This is a genomic window from Methylobacterium durans, assembly GCF_003173715.1.
GTDB lineage: Bacteria > Pseudomonadota > Alphaproteobacteria > Rhizobiales > Beijerinckiaceae > Methylobacterium > Methylobacterium durans.
Genome location: NZ_CP029550.1, coordinates 4653850 through 4671195, shown reverse-complemented (window position 1 = coordinate 4671195; position 17346 = coordinate 4653850). Strand labels below are relative to the sequence as shown.

The following is a 17346-nucleotide window of genomic DNA, read 5'->3' as shown; positions in this document are numbered from 1 at the left end:
CCGCAATGCCGGCCAGGAACCACCTGCGACATCAAAGTCATGGTGCCGAGTTCGGAGGCGGCGGACGCTTCGTTACAACGTGGGCTGCCGGGGCGACGCCCGCCGGACGCCGGCAGACCCGACTTAATTAAGCGCGGCAAAACGGTCGCCCAGCCGATGCGAACCCTTTCGATGCGCGCGCCCGCCTGTTATGCCGGGCCGGATGTCCTGGCTGCGGTCCCGTTCCCTCTGCGTGTGGTTCCTGACCCTCGCCCTCGTGGCGGGGTTCGCGCTGCACGGTGTGCAGACCGCGCACATGAAGGCGTCCATGCCGGTGGCGGCGATGCAGGTGCCGATGCCCGACGGCTGCGATGGATGTGACGAGGGCGGGAAAGCCTCCGCAGCCTGCTCACTGCTGTGCGCCGGCTTCGTCGCCATCGTGCCGGCGGCGTTCGGCCCCCGGATCACCGGGGCTTCGTTCGCGTACGCGCTCGCGGATGTCGCGGGCACGAGCTTGCAAGGGCCGCCCGATCCCTTGCCGCCCAAGAGCCCCGTCCTGAGCTAGGCGCGCCGGCCAACCGGCGCGCTGGTAGCCGCGCTTTCGGCGACAGCCTCCGTGCGAGCTTGTGCCCGGGTCCCTCAACGAGGGGCCGGCCCTTACGGCATTCCAGGACGAGACCGATGTCATCCCTCCGTGACCCGGCCCATGGCCGGCTGTCCTCGGCGCGCACCTGCGCGCGCAGCCTGTCCCTTCGCGGTCCGGCGCCCGACCCAGGCCATCCAGCGATGCTCCGCACCGGGAGCCGCCATGACCTGGCCCCACCGCCATCGCGCCGGGGAGCAATTGTAACCGTTGAGGCAGACCTCCCGAACTCGGTTGGGAGTGCATGATGATTGCCAGTGAAGCAGAGCTCAGGGGCCTGATGAGGGCCAGCCTGGACGGTGACGCGGCTGCATACCGGGCGGTTCTCGACCGACTGAGCCGGCATCTGCGCGCCTATTACCGTGGTAAGCTGGCCCGCATCGGGCGAAGCCAGTCCGAGGCGGAGGACCTCGTGCAGGACACGCTGATGGCGATCCATACGCGTCGGCATACATACGACGTGAACCAGCCGTTCACCCCGTGGGTGCAGGCCATCGCCCGCTACAAGCTGATCGATCACTTGCGCCATACCCGCCCCTCGATGGCCGATGTGCCCATCGAGGATGCGGGCGACTTCGAGGCGCAGGACGACCATGCCGGTGCGGAGAGCGCGCACGACCTGGATCGGCTCCTGGCCAAGTTGCCCGAGAAGATGCGGCGCGCGATCCGCTACGTGAAGCTCGACGGCTTGAGCGTCGCCGAGGCCGCCAGCCGAACCGGCATGTCGGAATCCGCCATCAAGGTCAGCGTCCACCGTGGTCTCAAGGCCATGGCGTCCGCGATCAGCCTAGGAAGGGGACGATGAGAACGAACGAGCTGATCGAGATGCTCAGCACGAACATCGAGCCGACCGACCACGGCCGGCTCAAGCGCGGCCTCGGCCTCGCCGCGGCGCTCGGCGCGGGGGCGGCGCTCTGCGTCGCGCTTCTGTTACTCGGGATCAGGCCGGACCTCCATCACCCCGGGGTGCTCGGCTTCCTGCTCCTGAAGGTCGCCTTCGGCGCCGGCATCGTCGTCCTGGCCGGGTGGCTGTTGACCAAGGTCGCACGCCCGGGCGGTGAGACCCGGATCCGGGCCTGGGTCGCCGCGGCGCCGTTCCTCGGCGTCATGCTGCTGGCCGCGCTCAGCCTGGCCTCGGCGCCGAGCTCGCACTGGGACAGGATGCTTGTCGGCCACATGTGGCTGGAGTGCCTCGTGTCGATCCCGATCATCGGCGTGCTGCCCTTCGCCGTGCTGGTCTGGGCCGTCCGCCGGTTCGCCGCACCGACCGACCTCGTCCGGACGGGCGCGCTCGTCGGGCTGGCCGCCGGGGGGATCAGCGCGATGGGGTACGCCCTCCATTGCATGGACGACTCGGTCCCGTTCGTGGCGCTCTGGTACGGCGGCACCATCGCCTTCTGCACCCTCGCCGGTGCCCTGCTCGGGCCCCGTCTGCTGCGTTGGTGACGTCCGCGAGCCCGCGCGGCCGCCGCCCGAACGCCGACGCGGGGTTCCGCGTCGCTCGACCGGGGCGGCTCAGCGGCCCCGCGGGCGTGTCGGGCCGGCGTGACGTAGGCCGCGACGGGTCTCGCCCGGACCGCGGCGACCCGGCGGCGCGAGCCGAGCGCAGTGTTACAGTCCAAACACGAGGCGGGCGGCAAACCGATCAGGTCGGTGCGAGATCGCGGCGCGGCAAGGATGCGGCCCGACGAGGGTGCCTTTCGTTCCTGCAATGTTCCCTTTCCGGCTGAGCTGCCCTACTCTCTTGCGGATTGGGTCGGCACCATCCGGAAATGAATCCGTGGACAACCGGGTGAAACGGACGTGACGAGCCCGAGAGCCGGAACGTAGACCGGGTGCCATCGGGTTGGGGGTTGGCGTCGGACCGAGCATCCCCGACGCGACGGGATTGATGGATGAGCGCACGACTCGATTGGCTGGACCTCCTGAACTCCCAGCGTCGCAAGGGAAAGGCGGCCGGGAGGGCGCATGAGCCAAGGCTCGGCGAGGACCGCACCGAGCACGAACGCGACCACGACCGCATCTTGTTCTCCACGCCCGTGCGCCGCCTCCAGGACAAGACGCAGGTCTTCCCGCTCGAACGGAACGACAGCGTCCGCACCCGCCTGACCCATAGCCACGAGGTCGCGAACATGGCGCGGAGCATGGGGACCACCCTGGCCTTCGTGCACGGGGAGGCGCTCGGCTTTCCGGCCGCGGCCGAGCCCCTGCGCAACGTTCCCGCCCTCCTGGAGGCCATCGGGCTCGCGCACGATCTCGGCAACCCGCCCTTCGGCCACCAGGGCGAGACCGCGATCCAGACCTGGATGCGACGTCACTCGGCCCCGCATTCGACGGACACGGGCTCCTTCGAGATCTTCGATGCGCCCGGCCTTACCGAGGCGATGCGCCGCGACTTCCTCAAGTTCGAGGGCAACGCGCAGGCGTTCCGGTTGCTGACCAGGCTGCAGATCCTGAACGACGATTTCGGGCTCAACATGACCTACGCCTTCCTGGCGGCCCTGATGAAGTACCCGGTGCCGTCGGATGCGGTCGACGAGTCTTCCCAGGCCCGGAAGAAGTTCAACTTCTTCCAGTCGGAGGCCGACATCGCTTCGGAAGTCTGGGCGGAGACCGGGCTTCAGCAGGGCGTCCGGCACCCCCTGACATTCGTGATGGAGGCTTGCGACGACATCGCCTACTCGGTCGTGGACATCGAGGATGCCGCCAAGAAGAACCTGATCAACTTCAACGTGCTGATGGCGTGGCTGCGCCACGATGCCGGCGATGACGTGCTGACGCGCGAGGTCTGTGAGCGGGCGGAGCGATACCACGCCGACTTCCGCCGCGAGGGGCTCTCACCCGGTGAGCTCGACGATATCTCGATGCAGATGTTCCGCGTCGACGCCATCGGCAAGATGGTGAAGGCCGCCGTCGGGGCGTTCGTCGCCAATCGGGACGCCATCATGGCGGGGACGTTCGACCGGGAGCTGATGGCGGCCTCGAAGGCGGTGGCTCTGTGGACGTCACTTAAGAGGTTTGCCAAGTTCCACGTCTATCGTCACCGCAGGGTGTTGGTGGTCGAACTCGACGGCCACCGCGTGATCCACGAGCTCATGGACATGTTTTGGAAGGCCGTGATCGAGCGCAGCAAGCCGGATGACCTGAGGTCCGACCGCGAGGCCTTGCCGGCCTACGTCTACTCCCGGATCTCCGAGAACTACCGGCGCGTCGCCGAGGCGCCGGCCAACCGGATGCCCATGCGCTACCGGGAGTTGCAGCTCATCACCGACATGGTCTCGGGCATGACCGACACGTTCGCGGTGTCGCTGCGCGACGACCTGAGGCGGCACCATGGCTAGCCCCGGGACGCGCGCCGGCGACGGGGGCGAGCTGGGCCGGCGGATGCGGGCCTTCCTCGGGGACGAGGCGCGCGGTGGCCACGAGATCGCGGACCTGATCGGGCATCTGGGCCACGCGGGCGAGGTCGCCATCTTCGGCGGCATGCCCCGCGACATCGCCTGGGGCGGGGCCGAAGCCTTCGCGTCGGACGTGGACCTCGTCGTCGACACCGCGCCGGAGCGCCTGGCGGACCTGCTGCGCGACGGCCCCGCCGTGCGCAACCGCTTCGGGGGGTATCGGATTGCCGGCCGCCGCCATTCCTACGACGTGTGGGCGCTGCCTTCCACCTGGGCGGTGCGTTCAGGCCATGTGCGGGCCACGTGCTTGGCCGACCTGGTTCATACGACCTTCTTCGACCGTGACGCCGTGCTTTATCGCTGCGGCGCCCACCGGGTTCACCACGGCCCGCGTTTCACGGAATGGCTGCGCGACGGTACGGTCGACATCAACCTGGAGGCCAACCCGAACCCGCACGGGGCCGTGGCCCGCACGCTGCGCATCCTCCTCGAACACGAGCAAGCCATCGGCCGGAGGCTCGCCGACTATCTACGCCGGATGGCGGTGACGCCCGGCTGCAGGTTCGAGGGGGAAATCGCGTCCCGGCTCGCCCAGGCGCTGGCGAGTCTCGCCCTCTCGCCCTCCGGTGCGGGCAGCGGCACCGCGGCGCCACGCCTCCGCCGCCTTGCGAAGCGTCAGGCTTCCGTGGAGGAATGGCGGGCCGACGCTCAGGACCGCAGGTCTTACCCGGCAAGCGGTGAGGCCTGGTCGATGGCGCGGCGGAAGTGGGGATCCAGTCGGGGCGAGGAAGGCCTCCTCTTGCTCGGATTGGCCGCGGTTCTTGGGACGGCGGCGACGCGGTTCGTCCCGTTGAGCTGGCCAGCCCTTCTCGCGGGGGCGATAGTCCTCCTGGTTGGCTGGATGACCCTTGGCCGGCGCCCGAGCAAGCGCGCAACCGGAGCGGACACGGACGTCGTGAGTTCGCCGGCCGATCCCGCTCCACCCATGACCGACCCCTCACGCCACGCGCCTCCACCCAGCGCGCCCGAGCCTGCCCTGCCGGCCCCGCTCGAAGGGCCGAGAGGCACCTTCGGCAAGCGGCGCTCCGACGCGGTTGCCTCCGAGATGCACGACGAGCCTGCCTTCACGATCACGGCCCTCGTCGACGAGCCGGAACCCGTCGCCCGCCGTTCGCCGGAGGGGCGCGGCAAGCAAACTCCGTCGGCGCGCTGGGTGCCGCCCGGCGAGACGGTCGGGATCAAGGACCTGACGATCTCGGGCGGCCTGATCTATGTCGGCGAGAAGCTTGGATCGGACGCGTGGCGCCCGGAGAACTGTCTCATCAACCCCTCGCTCCCCGTGGCGAAGCCTGGCGGAGCCTCGGCGGTCGGACTGGCCTACTGGTGCCGCTACGATGGGATCAGCCCCGCGGGCCGCCGCGCCTACCTCGAATGGCTGGCAACGGGGCGCTCCGACCCGTCGGCCGACATCGCCTGCGTTTTCCTGTACTTCTACGGTTTGGAATACCGGCTGTTCAAAGGGAAGGCCGTGGCCGACGGGCCTGCGCTGGTCGCGGAGGTCGAGCGGCTGCTGGGGATCTACGGAGCGAACAGCTCGTTCCAGGGCTATGCGCGAAGCTTCATCCAAGCCGCCCGGCTCGTCGTTCCCGAGATCATAGGTCCGCGTCCGGGGCTCAACCTCGACCGGGCGGTCTATAGCTTCGAATTGCCGCTCGATGTCAGGGTCCATCTCGGCCAGAAGCTGGCCCAGGGCACCCCCTTGGAGGCCGACGACGCCCTCCTCTGGCTGGCGGCCCTTCCCGACCGCGGCTTCCGCACCCCGGTCACACGATGCCCGGATGAGTTCGAGGCCCTCTGGCGCCTGCGCTTCGCGGACAGGTACCCGATGGGGCTGAAGGTCAGCGTGCCCAAGGCTCGCATCAAGGCGTCCTACGCCGCTGCCAGCTCGACATTTCAAGTGAGCCTGAAGGGGCCGCATGAGGCCCTTCCCGATATCGCGGCGGTGTCCGCCCCCGTGAAGAGGCTTCGCGAGCTCGTCGAGGCATGCACCGCCGAGCTCGATGCGTACAGCCGCTTCGTCGGCAAGCGCCCGGACGCGCGCGAGAGCGCGCAGGCCGCCCTGCTGCTGCCGCCCGACCTGGGCTCCGCCGGCAATGCCTGGCGGCGCGTCAGTGAGCGCTGCGACGCCCTGTTCGCGAACGGGGAGACCATGCCGTCCACGTCGCTTCGCCGCCTCCTGGAGATGCTGGAGATATCGCCGCCCGCAGGTGGGCGCCTGCCGCAAGCCATCGCGACACAGCTCTACCAGGTGCTCGACCGGATCGGCATCGCCATCGAGCCGGACCGCCGCTACGGGGGCGCGGCCCCGGACGCCGAAGCGACGGTCTTCCTGTTCAGGGCTGCGGGCGGTGGGCCGGTCGAACCGGCGCGGCCGGAGTACCAGGGACTGCGGGGCATGATCGAGATCGCCTGCCTCGCGGCGGCCTCGGACGGCGAGGTATCCCAAGACGAGGTCGAGACGATTCTCGCTCAGGTTCGGGCTGCCGACGCCGTCGGCCCCACCGAGAAGTCCCGCCTGGCGGCCTACGCCCTGTCCATCCACCGCGACCCGCCGAAACAGCAGGGTGTCCTGAAGCGGCTGGCGGCCCGTCCCGTCGCCGAGCGCCAGGCCTATGCCCGCGCGGCGCTCGGGGCCGTGATGGCCGACGACCAAGCCACGCCCGCGGAGGTGCGGTTCCTGGAGCGGTTGCACAAGGCCCTCTTCCTACCGGTCGAGGGCATCTATGCGGTCCTCCACCGTGGGTCCCCCGGCCCCGCGGGGCCGGGCGAGCGACGGGAGGCCGCCGACCGATCCGCCGGGCGCGTCGTCATCGACGCGACGCGGCTCGAACGCATACGCCGCGAGACGCAGGCCGTCTCAAGCCTGCTCTCGAACATCTTCGTCGAGGAGGCGGCGCACGGCACAGGGATGGAGGCGGTCTCGCCGGGAAGCGGCAGCGCGCCGGACCGAGGCGGGGACGCGGCGGACGCCCCAGGACTGGCCGGTCTCGACCCGGCCCATGCCGGCCTGCTCGCCCTCGTCGCCGCATCCCCGGCGCCGCTGCCGCGCGAGGCGTTCGACCGGGCGGCGCGAGCGAGCGGCCTGTTTCCCGACGGAGCGCTTGAGGTCATCAACGAATGGGGCTTCGACCGCTTCGACGAGGCCTTGATCGAGGACGGCGACCCCGTCACCATCGCACACCACCTTCGCGTTCATCTCGTCCCCAGGGCCGTCGCCTAGACCCATGCAACCAGCCGCTTCGACCATCCGCCCGCGGGACCGCGACGCGATCCTGCAGGCCCTGTCGGCCGGCGTCGTGCCCCGCACCGGCCTTCGCCACGTCCAGGTCGGGCGCGCCGCCGAGATCGCCGCCCTGGTTCGCGACATCGACCGCATCGCCGACCAGGGAGCGTCCATCCGGTTCGTGATCGGGGAGTACGGGGCCGGGAAGACCTTCTTCCTCAACCTGGTCCGCCTGATCGCCCTCGAACGCAAGCTCGTCACCGTGCACGCGGATCTCGCGCCGGACCGCCGCCTGCACGCCAGCGCGGGGCAGGCACGGGCCCTCTACGCCGAGGCCCTGCGCAACATGGCGACCCGCACGAAGCCGGACGGGGGCGCCCTGGGCAGCATCGTCGAGCGCTTCGTGACGGATGCGGTCAAGGAGGCGCAACAGGCCGGCCTGCCCGTCGAGAGGGTCATCGACCGCAGGCTGGCGCCGCTCCAGGACGAGGTCGGCGGCTACGACTACGCGGTCGTCCTCAAGGCGTATTGGCGCGGGAGCGAGGATGGCAACGAGGCGCTGAAGGGCGCGGCCCTACGTTGGCTCCGGGGCGAATTCTCGACGCGGACCGAGGCGCGGCAGGCCCTCGGCGTGCGGACCATCGTCGACGACGACAACGTCTACGACGCACTCAAGCTGCTGGCCGCCTTCGTCCAGCTCGCGGGCTACGGCGGCCTGTTCGTCGTGTTCGACGAGCTGGTCAACCTGTACAAGCTGCAGAGCGCGCAGGCGCGCAACCAGAACTTCGAGCAGGTCCTGCGCATCCTCAACGACGTCCTGCAGGGGAACGTGCGCGGGCTCGGCCTCGCCCTGGGCGGCACGCCGGAATTCCTGCTCGACACCCGCCGCGGGCTGTACAGCTACCAGGCGCTCCAGAGCCGGCTGGCGGAGAATGCCTTCGCGAAGGGCGGCCTGGTCGACCTGTCCGGCCCCGTGATCCGGCTGCAGAACCTCACCCCGGAGGACATGCTGATCCTGCTGTCGAACATCCGGGCGGTGTTCGCCGGCGGCGATCCCGCCAGGCACCTCGTGCCGGACGAGGCGCTCGGTGCCTTCATGGATCACTGCAACGACCGAATCGGCGAGGCCTACTTCCGCACGCCGCGCAACACGATCCGCGCCTTCGTCCAGCTCCTGGCCGTCATCGAGCAGAACCCCGGCACGGGCTGGAAGGAGCTGCTCGGGCACGTCGAGGTTCGGAGAGACGACCAGGCGGACGACGCCGGGGCGGACGCCGACGTCCCCTCCAGCCCGGCGCCCGACGATGAGCTCGTCAGTTTCCGCCTCTGACCGACTCCCCCGCGACGGGGCGTTCGACCGCCTGGCGCCGGAGGTCCGATCCTGGATCCGGGAGCAGGGTTGGACGGGGCTTCGGGACATCCAAGCCCGCACGGTCGACGCCGTCCTCGACGGCGGTGACGACGTTCTGGTCGCCGCGGCGACGGCGGCGGGCAAGACCGAGGCGGCCTTCCTGCCCATCCTGACCCGGATCGCCGGCCGGGCCGAACCCGGCTTGGCGGTGCTCTACGTGAGCCCGTTGAAGGCGCTCATCAACGACCAGTTCCGTCGCCTCGACCAACTCTGCGAGCGGATGGAGATCCCGCTCGTCCGCTGGCACGGGGATGCGCCGCAATCGGCCAAGGCGAGGATGCTGGCCAAGCCGGCCGGCATCGCCCTGATCACCCCGGAGTCGGTCGAGGCCCTGCTGATCCGGCGTCCCGCCGATGCCGGCCGATTGCTGGCGGCGTTGGATTTCGTGGTCGTCGACGAGGTGCACGCCTTCCTGTCGGGGCCAAGGGGGCTCCACCTGGCGTCGCTGCTCAGGCGCATCGAGGCCCTCGGCGCGCCGGGCCGGACGCGACGGATCGGCTTGTCGGCCACCATCGGCGACGCCGAGGCTGCGGCGGCCTGGCTTCGCCCGACCGCACCGGAGCGCGTCCGCCTGCTCCAGGACGGTGGGTCCGGCATGGATCTACAGCTCCGGATCCTCGGCTACCTGGAGCCGCTCGACGCCGATGGCACCGACGGGGCCGAGGCGGAGGCCGCGGCCGGCGCGGGGCCGCCGCTGGCCCTCGACGCGATCACGGACCACCTGTTCGCCTCGCTGAGGGGCAGCAACAACCTGGTCTTCGGCGGCTCCAGGCGGCTGGTCGAATCCCTCGCGGACAGGCTGAGGCGCCGCGCCGAGCGGTTCGAGGTTCCCAACGAGTTCTTCCCCCATCACGGCAACCTCTCCAAGGAATTGCGCGAGGAGCTCGAAACCCGCCTCAAGGACGCGTCCCTGCCGACGACCGCGGTCTGCACCTCCACCCTGGAATTGGGGATCGACATCGGCTCGGTGCGGTCCGTCGCCCAGGTCGGCGCGCCCCGCTCCCTCGCCTCGCTGCGGCAACGATTGGGCCGGACCGGCCGGCGGCAGGGCATGCCCGCGATCCTCCGGATCTACGTTCGCGAGCAGGAGCTCGACGAGCGCTCCTCCATCCTCGACGAGCTTCGCCACGACACCGTGCGGGCGGTCGCGGCCATCCGGCTGCTCGCCGCCCGGTTCGTCGAGCCGCCCCCGGCCGGCGACGGCGCGCTCGCGACCGCCCTGCTGCACCAGGTCCTGTCCGTGATCGCGCAACGCGGCGGCGCGCGGGCCGATGCGATCCATCGCCTCCTCTGCGGTCCCGGGGTCTTCGCCTCGGTGACGCCGGCCGACTTCGCGGAACTGCTGCGCGGCGCGGCCCGGAAGGAGGCCGGCCTGATCGAGCAGGCTCCGGACGGGACGCTCCTCCTGGGCGAGCGTGGCGAGCGCCTCGTCCACGCGCGCGAGTTCTACGCCCTGTTCGACAGCGGGGCGGAGTGGCGCCTGGTCGCCGGGACCCGGTCGCTGGGCACGATCCCGCTCACGAATGCCATCTCCAAAGGCAACCTGGTCGTCTTCGCCGGACGCCGCTGGCTGGTGGAGGCGGTGGACGAGCGGGCCCATGTCCTACAGGTCTCGTCGCATCGGGGCGGCGTGATCCCGAAGTTCGAGCGCCTGTTCGCCGAACCCACGCATGACCGGCTCCTCGCCGAGATGCGCCGCGTCTTCGGGGCCGACGACGTTCCGGCCTACCTCGACGAGCGGGCCCGCAGCTTCCTCGTCGAGGGACGGACGGCCTATCGCCGATTGGGGTTGGAGCGCTCCACGATGGTGCACACCGGCCGCGACCTTCACCTCTTCGCATGGCGTGGCAGCGCGACCTGCGGCGTGCTGGCGGTGGTCCTGTCGATGCTCGGGATGCAGGCGGAACCGCACGATCTCGGCATCACCCTCCCCGGTGCGGGACCGGACGACGCCCGCCTCGTCCTGCGCAGGATTGCGAGCTCGGCGCCGGGCTGCCTCGGGACCGTCGCGGACTTCGTCGGTGCGCTCCAGACCGCCAAGTACGATGAGCATGTCCCGGAGACGCTGCTGCGGCGCTTCTGGAGCCGGCGACACCAGGACGTCCTGACGCGGATGCCAAGCTTAGCCGCCGAGATGTTGAACGGCATGACCGAGGATTGATCCAGGCGTTTCGCGCGGATCCCGAAGTGGCCATCCGGCGAGCGGCCCTCGCGGGCCGGTGTGGTCCGATAGCAGTGGCTTGGCAGATCGGCGGGGCAAGCGTCGAGACAGTCCGGCATCTTCTCCCCAAGTGCCATCCAGCGCCGCAGCCTTGAGCTCCGTGCGCCGAGACAGGGCCGAGTCCCAGACCGGCCGAGAAGACAAGGGATGCCGGCCCGGGGTTTGGGAGCGAGACCGCAGTCGAATCCCGCGGACGGAAAACGGGCGCGCTGATCGCGGACAGGCTGCCGCTCCCCCAGGGCTTGGGTTGCCAACCCGTCCGACCGGAATTCGAGGCTTCGGACAGCCTGGGAATGGCATGCGCGAGCTTGACCGTTTCTTCACCTGTGGCGGAGATGAGTGGCGATCTACGGTCGGGGGGGTGATTCGCATGGTGGCGCGCCGGACGGTGGTGATCCAAGGGCGCCTCGCCATGGCGGACGGCCGGCTGGCGGCGGCACGCCGATGCGAGCACGGCGTCCAATTCATGACGGTCGACCGCATGGTCGCGCGCCTCGCCGGCGGTTTCGCGCGACCGGTCGACGACGAGACGCTCAAGGGCATTCTCGGCACTGTGCTCACCGATACCGATCTCGGCGAACTCGATCCCATCAAGGCCTTGCCCGGAATGATCGACGCCGCCGCGGAAACCCTGCGGAAGGCCTGGCTGGCCGCCTTCGATCTGTCGCGGGCGGCAACCCCCACCGACCGGATCGCCTCGGTCCACCGCTTGGAGGAGGCCGTCCTCGCCAGGTTGCCTGTCGGGATGATGCGCCCCGTCGACCTTGCCGAGGGCGCGCGGGCGCGGCTCCTCCACGCGCCGCACGTTCTCGGGCCCGTCGAGATCGTCGGTCTCGCCGACATCGCGCCCTGCTGGCGCGGGACCGTCGCCGCCTTGGTGGACCACGTGCCGGTGACGTGGGTGGCGGGCCCCCGCGCCGTTCCGGACTGGGTCCGGGCGGCCGGCATCCGTGTCGTCACCGCCGAGCCGGAAAACCCGGTCGTCGCGGTCTGCAGCGCGGCGACGCCGAGGCACGAGGTCCTGGAGGCGCTGCGCTGGGCCCGGGAATTGATGGCGTCCGGGCAGGCGGAGCCGGCGGACATCGCGGTCGCGGCGTGCCGGACCGAGGAGTACGACGACGTCGTGCTCGCGCTCCGCGCGGAGGCAAACCTCGACGTCCGCTTCGTCCACGGCGTGCCCGCGGCCAGCGTCCGCGAGGGGCAGGCTGCGGCGGCGCTGGCCGACATCCTGATCCGGGGGATCTCGCAGGACGGCATCCGCCGCCTGGCCGCCCTGCTGCGCGAGGGGCCCGGACCGTTCGCGTCGCTTCCGGAGCGTTGGACCCGCATTCTTCCGCGGGAGGCGCCCCTGACCGATCTCAGGGCCTGGGAGCGGCTGCTCTCGGGACTCGGCGCTGGCGATTTTAACGACGGACATGACCATACCGGCGCGTTGCGAGACATCGTGGGCATGCTGGCGCGGGGACCGTCGGCCGCCGCGGAGGCCGGCGAGAAATTCCTCCACGGACTGGCGCTCCGGATCTGGCGCAAGGCCCTGATCGAGGGGGCGGCCGCCGTGATCGACCTGACCCTGGGGCGACTGCGCATCGACGACGGGGCCGATGCCTGCGCTTCCGTCGTCTGGGCACCCGCCTCGGCGCTGGCCGCCGCGCCGCGGCGCTTCGTGCGCCTGCTCGGGCTGAGCTCGCGGGGCTGGCCCCAGGTGAGCTCCGAAGACCGCCTGCTGTCGGACCACCTCGTTCCGTCCCGCGTCCTCGACCCCTTTCCCAGGCCGCTGTCCGACAGGAGCGACTTCCACGCGATCCTGGCCACCAGCGCCAAGGCCGTCGTGCTGTCCCGGCCGCGGCGCGGTCCCGACGGACGGCTGCTCGGCCGGAGTCCGCTGCTGCGCGACTTCGGCGCGGGCGAGGCCTATCTGGGGCGCAATCGCATCCCGCCCCACGCGGTCGGCGAGCTCGACCGGCTGATGGCCAGGCCGGAGGAGTTCCGTGCGACGGCCCAGGCTCGGTCCGCGTCGAGCTGCTGGAGGGCGTGGGGCCGGGCCGAACTCACCCCGCATGACGGGCGCGTCCGGCCGGACCACCCGGTCGTGCTCGCCATCCTAGGCCGCACCCACTCCGCCAGCTCGCTGCGCAAGCTCCTGCGCGACCCCCTGGGCTTCGTCTGGACCTACGGTCTCGGCTTGGGGGCGGCCGACCCGGCCGAGGAACCCCTCACGCTCGACCATCGTGCCTTCGGCAGCCTTGTCCACGAGGTGCTCGAACGCGCGGTCCTCGCGCTGGAGGCGGACGGAGGCTTCGCCCGGGCGACGGAAGGGGGCCGGCGCCAGGCGCTGGCCGCGGCCCTCGACGCCGTCGCGGGGGGCTGGGAACGCGAACGGCCGATCCCGCCCCGGATGATCTGGCGCCAGACCCTGGACCGAACCGGCGCGCTCGCGCTGGCCGCCCTCACCCACCCGGACGAGTCCCTCGCAGGGCAACAGAGCTGGGTCGAGGTTCCGTTCGGAGGGCAGCCACCGAAGCGGGATCACCACCCCCTGCCCTGGGACTTCGAGGCGCCCGTCACGATACCCGGCACCGGGTTCCGGATCTCGGGCTACATCGACCGGCTCGACCTGTCGCACGACCGCGGCACCGCCAGGGTCCGCGACTACAAGACCGGCAAGCCGTGCGATACGGACACCGTGCTCGCCGGGGGGCGGGAACTCCAGCGTTGCCTGTACGGCTACGCCACGCGCGTCCTTCTCGGGTCGGATGTGTCAATCGACGCGTCGTTGCACTTCCCGCACGAAGGCCTGTGCATCCGGCTCGACCAGCCGGACGATGCGCTCGATGGCCTGGCCGCCTACCTCCTCGCCGCCCGCGAGAGCCTGCGGGCCGGCCACGCCTTCGCCGGCCCCGATGCCCAGGATCCCTGGAACGACCTGGCCTTCGCGCTGCCGGCGAACGCCGACCAGACCTACTGCCGGCGCAAGCATGACTTGGTGAGGACGACGCTCGGCGAGGCCGCCCGCGTCTGGGAGGCTGCCTGATGACCGCCCACGACCGGGGGCTCGCCGACGCGGCCCAACGCGCGCTCGCCGTCACCGCCCACGACAGGTCGCTGCTCGTGGAGGCCGGCGCCGGGTCCGGGAAGACCGCCCTGATGGCCGGCCGCATCGCCATGCTGCTCGCGTCGGGCGCCGTCCCCGGGGCGATCGCGGCCGTCACCTTCACCGAGCTTGCCGCCAGCGAGCTGCTGGAGCGCGTCGGCGAGGTCGTCGGGCGCTTGGTCGAGGGCCAGGTCCCGGAGGAGCTGCGGGTCGTCCTCCCGGACGGGCTGAGCCCGGTACAGCGGAGCCACTTGGCCGCGGCAGGCGAGCACCTCGACGAGTTGGCCTGCACGACCATCCACGGGTTCTGTCAGCGCCTGGTCAAGCCCTATCCGGTCGAGGCCGACATCGATCCAGGTGCCCGGATCGCCGACGAGGCGGAGGCGGACGGGATCTTCCAGGACCTGCGCGACGAGTGGCTTCGGGAAAGCCTCTCCGGGCGCGGCGGGCTCATCGCGGAGATGGTGCTGGCCGATCCGGACGCCGGGCTGTCCGCCATCGACCGCGTGGCCGGCTGCCTGCGTGACGGACGCGCGGTGGGCACCGCGCCGGCGGAGCCCCTCCCCGCGTTGGTGCGGGCGTTCGGCGATAGCGTGCGAGCCTTCGGGGACTTCCAGCGGTCATGCCCGGTGCCCGAGGCCGAGACCCGCGCGAACGTGGGGGCGTTCCAGGCTATGGCCGCTCGGCTGTCCGGCACGGGTGCCATCGGCGACGCCGAACTCGTCGCCATCCTGACGGCGCCGGCGGAGGCGAGCCTGTGCAAGGCCGACGGTGACTTCGCGAAGTATCGTGGCGGCAAGGGCAAGTGGACGGATGCGGCGAAGCTGGTCGGGCTCCCGAAAGCCGAGGCCTATCGGCTCCAGGCGTCGGCCGAGCGCCTGCATGTCGATTGCTGCGAGGCCTGGCGTCGTCTCAAGGCCAACGCCGCCAGCGAGCTCCTGGGCCGGCTCACTCCGTTGGTGCGAACCGTGCTGGACCGCTACCAAGCCCGCAAGCGCGCCGGCGCCCTGCTCGACTTCGAAGACCTCATCGCCGCGGCCGCCAGGCTGCTCCGAGAGCAGGAGACTGTCCGGCAGGCGCTGGGGCGCCGCTACGCCCACGTCCTGGTCGACGAGTTCCAGGACACCGACCCGTTGCAGACGGAGATCCTCTGGCGCCTGTGCGGCGAGCTGCCCATCGGGGCCGCGGATGTCTGGACGGAGCGTGTGCTCCGACCGGGCGCGCTCTTCCTCGTCGGCGACCCGAAGCAGGCGATCTACCGCTTCCGCGGCGCGGACGTCTCGACCTACGTCCGCGCGCGCAATTGCATCCTCGCGCAATCGCCGGACGGCGTTGTCTCGATCTCGACCAACTTCCGGTCCTGCCGCTCGATCCTCGGATACGTGGACCAGCGCTTCAGGGATATCCTGAACGGGACCGGCCAGCCCGGGTTCACGTCGCTCGAAGCCCACCATCCCGATCACGACCGCGGCCCCTGCATCGCGGCCCTGGATGTGTCGGCCAGCGCCGACGGGGCAAGGCAGGGTGCGGAGGCGCTTCGCGATGCGGAGGCGGAAGCCGTCGCCGACCTTTGCGCCCGGCTGATCGGACACCAGCTCGTCACCTGCAAGCGCGAAGGCAGCCGCACGCTCCGGGCCGGCGACATCGCGTTGCTGGCACCGAGCGGGAGCGACCTGTGGCGTTACGAGGAGGCTCTCGAAGCGAGGGGCATCCCGGTCTCCACGCAAGCCGGCAAGGGCTTCTTCCGGCGTCAGGAGGTGCACGACCTGATCGCGCTGACGCGGGTGCTCGCCGACCCACGCGACACGCTGGCGCTCGGGGCCCTGCTGCGCGGACCGGCCGTCGGCCTGACCGACGAGGAGCTGCTCGACCTCGTTGATGGGCTGCCACGTGACCTGGAGCGTCCGGACAGCCTACCCAAGTTGCGGCTACATATCGACGTCGTGCAGGTGCAGCATCCGGTTGCGCGGCTCGTCCTGGAACGGCTGCAGGTCTTGGCCAGGCGGGCGCTCGGCACCACGCCGCACGACATCCTCAGCCAAGCCGTCGATGCGCTGATGCTGCGTCCGGTGGTCTTGCACCGGCATGACGGTCACGCCGAGCGGGCTCTCGCCAACATCGACTTGTACCTGGAGATGTCGCGACCGTTCGCGGTCCGTGGTCTGCGGGCATTCGCCGGAGCGATGAAGGCGGCGTGGGAAGGCCGGACGCGCACCGTGGAGGGCAGGCCGGACGCGCAGGAGGCCGCGGTCTCGTTGTTCACGATGCATGCGTCGAAGGGGCTCGAATGGCCCGTCGTGATCCCGATCAACACCTCCACCAGGACCAAGTCCGTCTCGGGGGCGCTGGTCGACCGCGCCTCGAACTGCCTGTACTGCCCCGTCTTCGGGGTGCGGCCCGCCGGGTACGACGAGGCCCTTGAGAACGAGAAGCGCGAGGTCGGCAACGAGCGCGTCCGCCTCTGGTACGTCGCGGCCACGCGAGCCCGGGAGACGCTGCTGCTGCCGCGGTTCTCCGAGCCGGGGGGGAGCACGTCTTGGTCGTCCGTGATCGACCTCGGCCTGGACAACCTGCCCGCCATTGACTTGGATCGGTTGCCGGTCGGGACACCGTCCATCGCGCCGCAGCGCGAGAATGGTCAGACGCGGGAGGTCTTCGCCGCCGAGGCAGCTGCCGTCGCCGGGCGACGCCGGTTGACCTGGATCGTCCCCAGTCGCGGCGATGACATCGGCACGACGGCTTTCGGTCCGCCGGACATGGTTGAGGGCGGATCGGATGTTGGCCCATCGCCCGCGGATTTGCCGAAGGGGAGCCGGGAGCGAGGCATTCTGATCCACAAGCTGATGGAGGAGATCCTGACGGGCGAGTCGAGCGAAGGCGACGGGCTCGAACAGCGCGCCACCGTCCTCGCCCAGCAGCTCGGCCTCGGGACCGCGGGCACTCTCGGGACCGCCCTGGACCTTGCCGAGGTTGCGGCCAGCGTGTCCAGGGCGCTCCGCATTCCCCAGATTGCCGAGATCCGCGACCGGCTCCGGGCCGAGTTGCCCGTCTTCGGATTCGAGAGCCTCGCCGACGAGGACCAGGCAACGGCGGGCGTGGTGGACGCCATGACCCATGATGCGACCGGTCGGCCGGACGTCGTGGTCGATTGGAAAAGCGACGTGGATCCTTCGGATGCGGTCCTGACGGACTACCGGCATCAGGTGGCTCGATACCTTTTCGCGACGGGCGCGCGGCTCGGCCTGATTGTCCTGGTGACCAGCGGCCGGGTCGTCCCAGTGACCCATGCGCCGCGATGACCGACTTCGGGGTCGGTGCAC

Annotated in this window: 9 protein-coding genes; all 9 read left to right on the top strand. The window is 70.7% G+C overall.

The annotated features are described in order from the left end of the window. Positions 1-232: 232 nt before the first annotated feature. The 9 genes from DK389_RS21425 to DK389_RS21380 all read left to right on the top strand — a co-directional run bounded on the left by DK389_RS21425 (position 233) and on the right by DK389_RS21380 (position 17325). Complete coding sequence (locus DK389_RS21425; protein WP_162560757.1) at positions 233-544, top strand: hypothetical protein; 312 nt, start codon at positions 233-235, stop codon at positions 542-544. Between the two features lie 325 nt (positions 545-869). Continuing rightward, a complete protein-coding gene (locus tag DK389_RS21420; RefSeq protein ID WP_109896696.1) occupies positions 870-1427 on the top strand; it encodes a sigma-70 family RNA polymerase sigma factor in 558 nt (185 codons plus the stop codon). Further along, the gene (locus DK389_RS21415) at positions 1424-2068 is read left to right on the top strand and encodes an NrsF family protein (protein WP_109892624.1); all 645 of its coding nucleotides are present in this window, start codon (positions 1424-1426) and stop codon (positions 2066-2068) included. The genes DK389_RS21420 and DK389_RS21415 overlap by 4 nt, the downstream gene beginning before the upstream one ends. A 449-nt stretch (positions 2069-2517) precedes the next feature. Continuing rightward, a complete protein-coding gene (gene dgt, locus DK389_RS21410) occupies positions 2518-3963 on the top strand; it encodes a dGTP triphosphohydrolase (RefSeq protein ID WP_109892622.1) in 1446 nt (481 codons plus the stop codon). Next, positions 3956-7300 carry a tellurite resistance TerB family protein gene (locus DK389_RS21400; RefSeq protein ID WP_236960227.1) on the top strand — a complete coding sequence of 1115 codons (3345 nt, stop codon included), beginning with the start codon at positions 3956-3958 and terminating at the stop codon, positions 7298-7300. The genes dgt and DK389_RS21400 overlap by 8 nt, the downstream gene beginning before the upstream one ends. 4 nt (positions 7301-7304) lie before the next feature. Further along, positions 7305-8633, top strand: a complete 1329-nt coding sequence (locus DK389_RS21395) for an ATP-binding protein (RefSeq protein ID WP_109892620.1) — start codon at positions 7305-7307, stop codon at positions 8631-8633. Next, entirely contained in the window at positions 8608-10875 is a 2268-nt protein-coding gene (locus tag DK389_RS21390) for a DEAD/DEAH box helicase (protein WP_109892618.1), read from the top strand. The genes DK389_RS21395 and DK389_RS21390 overlap by 26 nt, the downstream gene beginning before the upstream one ends. Before the next feature lie 430 nt (positions 10876-11305). Further along, the gene (locus DK389_RS21385) at positions 11306-13966 is read left to right on the top strand and encodes a PD-(D/E)XK nuclease family protein (protein WP_194075096.1); all 2661 of its coding nucleotides are present in this window, start codon (positions 11306-11308) and stop codon (positions 13964-13966) included. Further along, entirely contained in the window at positions 13966-17325 is a 3360-nt protein-coding gene (locus tag DK389_RS21380) for a UvrD-helicase domain-containing protein (protein WP_109892616.1), read from the top strand. The genes DK389_RS21385 and DK389_RS21380 overlap by 1 nt, the downstream gene beginning before the upstream one ends. The last annotated feature ends 21 nt before the right edge of the window (positions 17326-17346 follow it).

Coding starts and splice junctions, on each gene's coding strand:
- DK389_RS21400 (WP_236960227.1), top strand. CDS start 3,956: ATGGCTAGCCCCGGGACGCGCGCCGGCGACGGGGGCGAGCTGGGCCGG.
- DK389_RS21395 (WP_109892620.1), top strand. CDS start 7,305: ATGCAACCAGCCGCTTCGACCATCCGCCCGCGGGACCGCGACGCGATC.
- DK389_RS21415 (WP_109892624.1), top strand. CDS start 1,424: ATGAGAACGAACGAGCTGATCGAGATGCTCAGCACGAACATCGAGCCG.
- DK389_RS21385 (WP_194075096.1), top strand. CDS start 11,306: ATGGTGGCGCGCCGGACGGTGGTGATCCAAGGGCGCCTCGCCATGGCG.
- DK389_RS21420 (WP_109896696.1), top strand. CDS start 870: ATGATTGCCAGTGAAGCAGAGCTCAGGGGCCTGATGAGGGCCAGCCTG.
- DK389_RS21390 (WP_109892618.1), top strand. CDS start 8,608: ATGAGCTCGTCAGTTTCCGCCTCTGACCGACTCCCCCGCGACGGGGCG.
- dgt (WP_109892622.1), top strand. CDS start 2,518: ATGAGCGCACGACTCGATTGGCTGGACCTCCTGAACTCCCAGCGTCGC.
- DK389_RS21380 (WP_109892616.1), top strand. CDS start 13,966: ATGACCGCCCACGACCGGGGGCTCGCCGACGCGGCCCAACGCGCGCTC.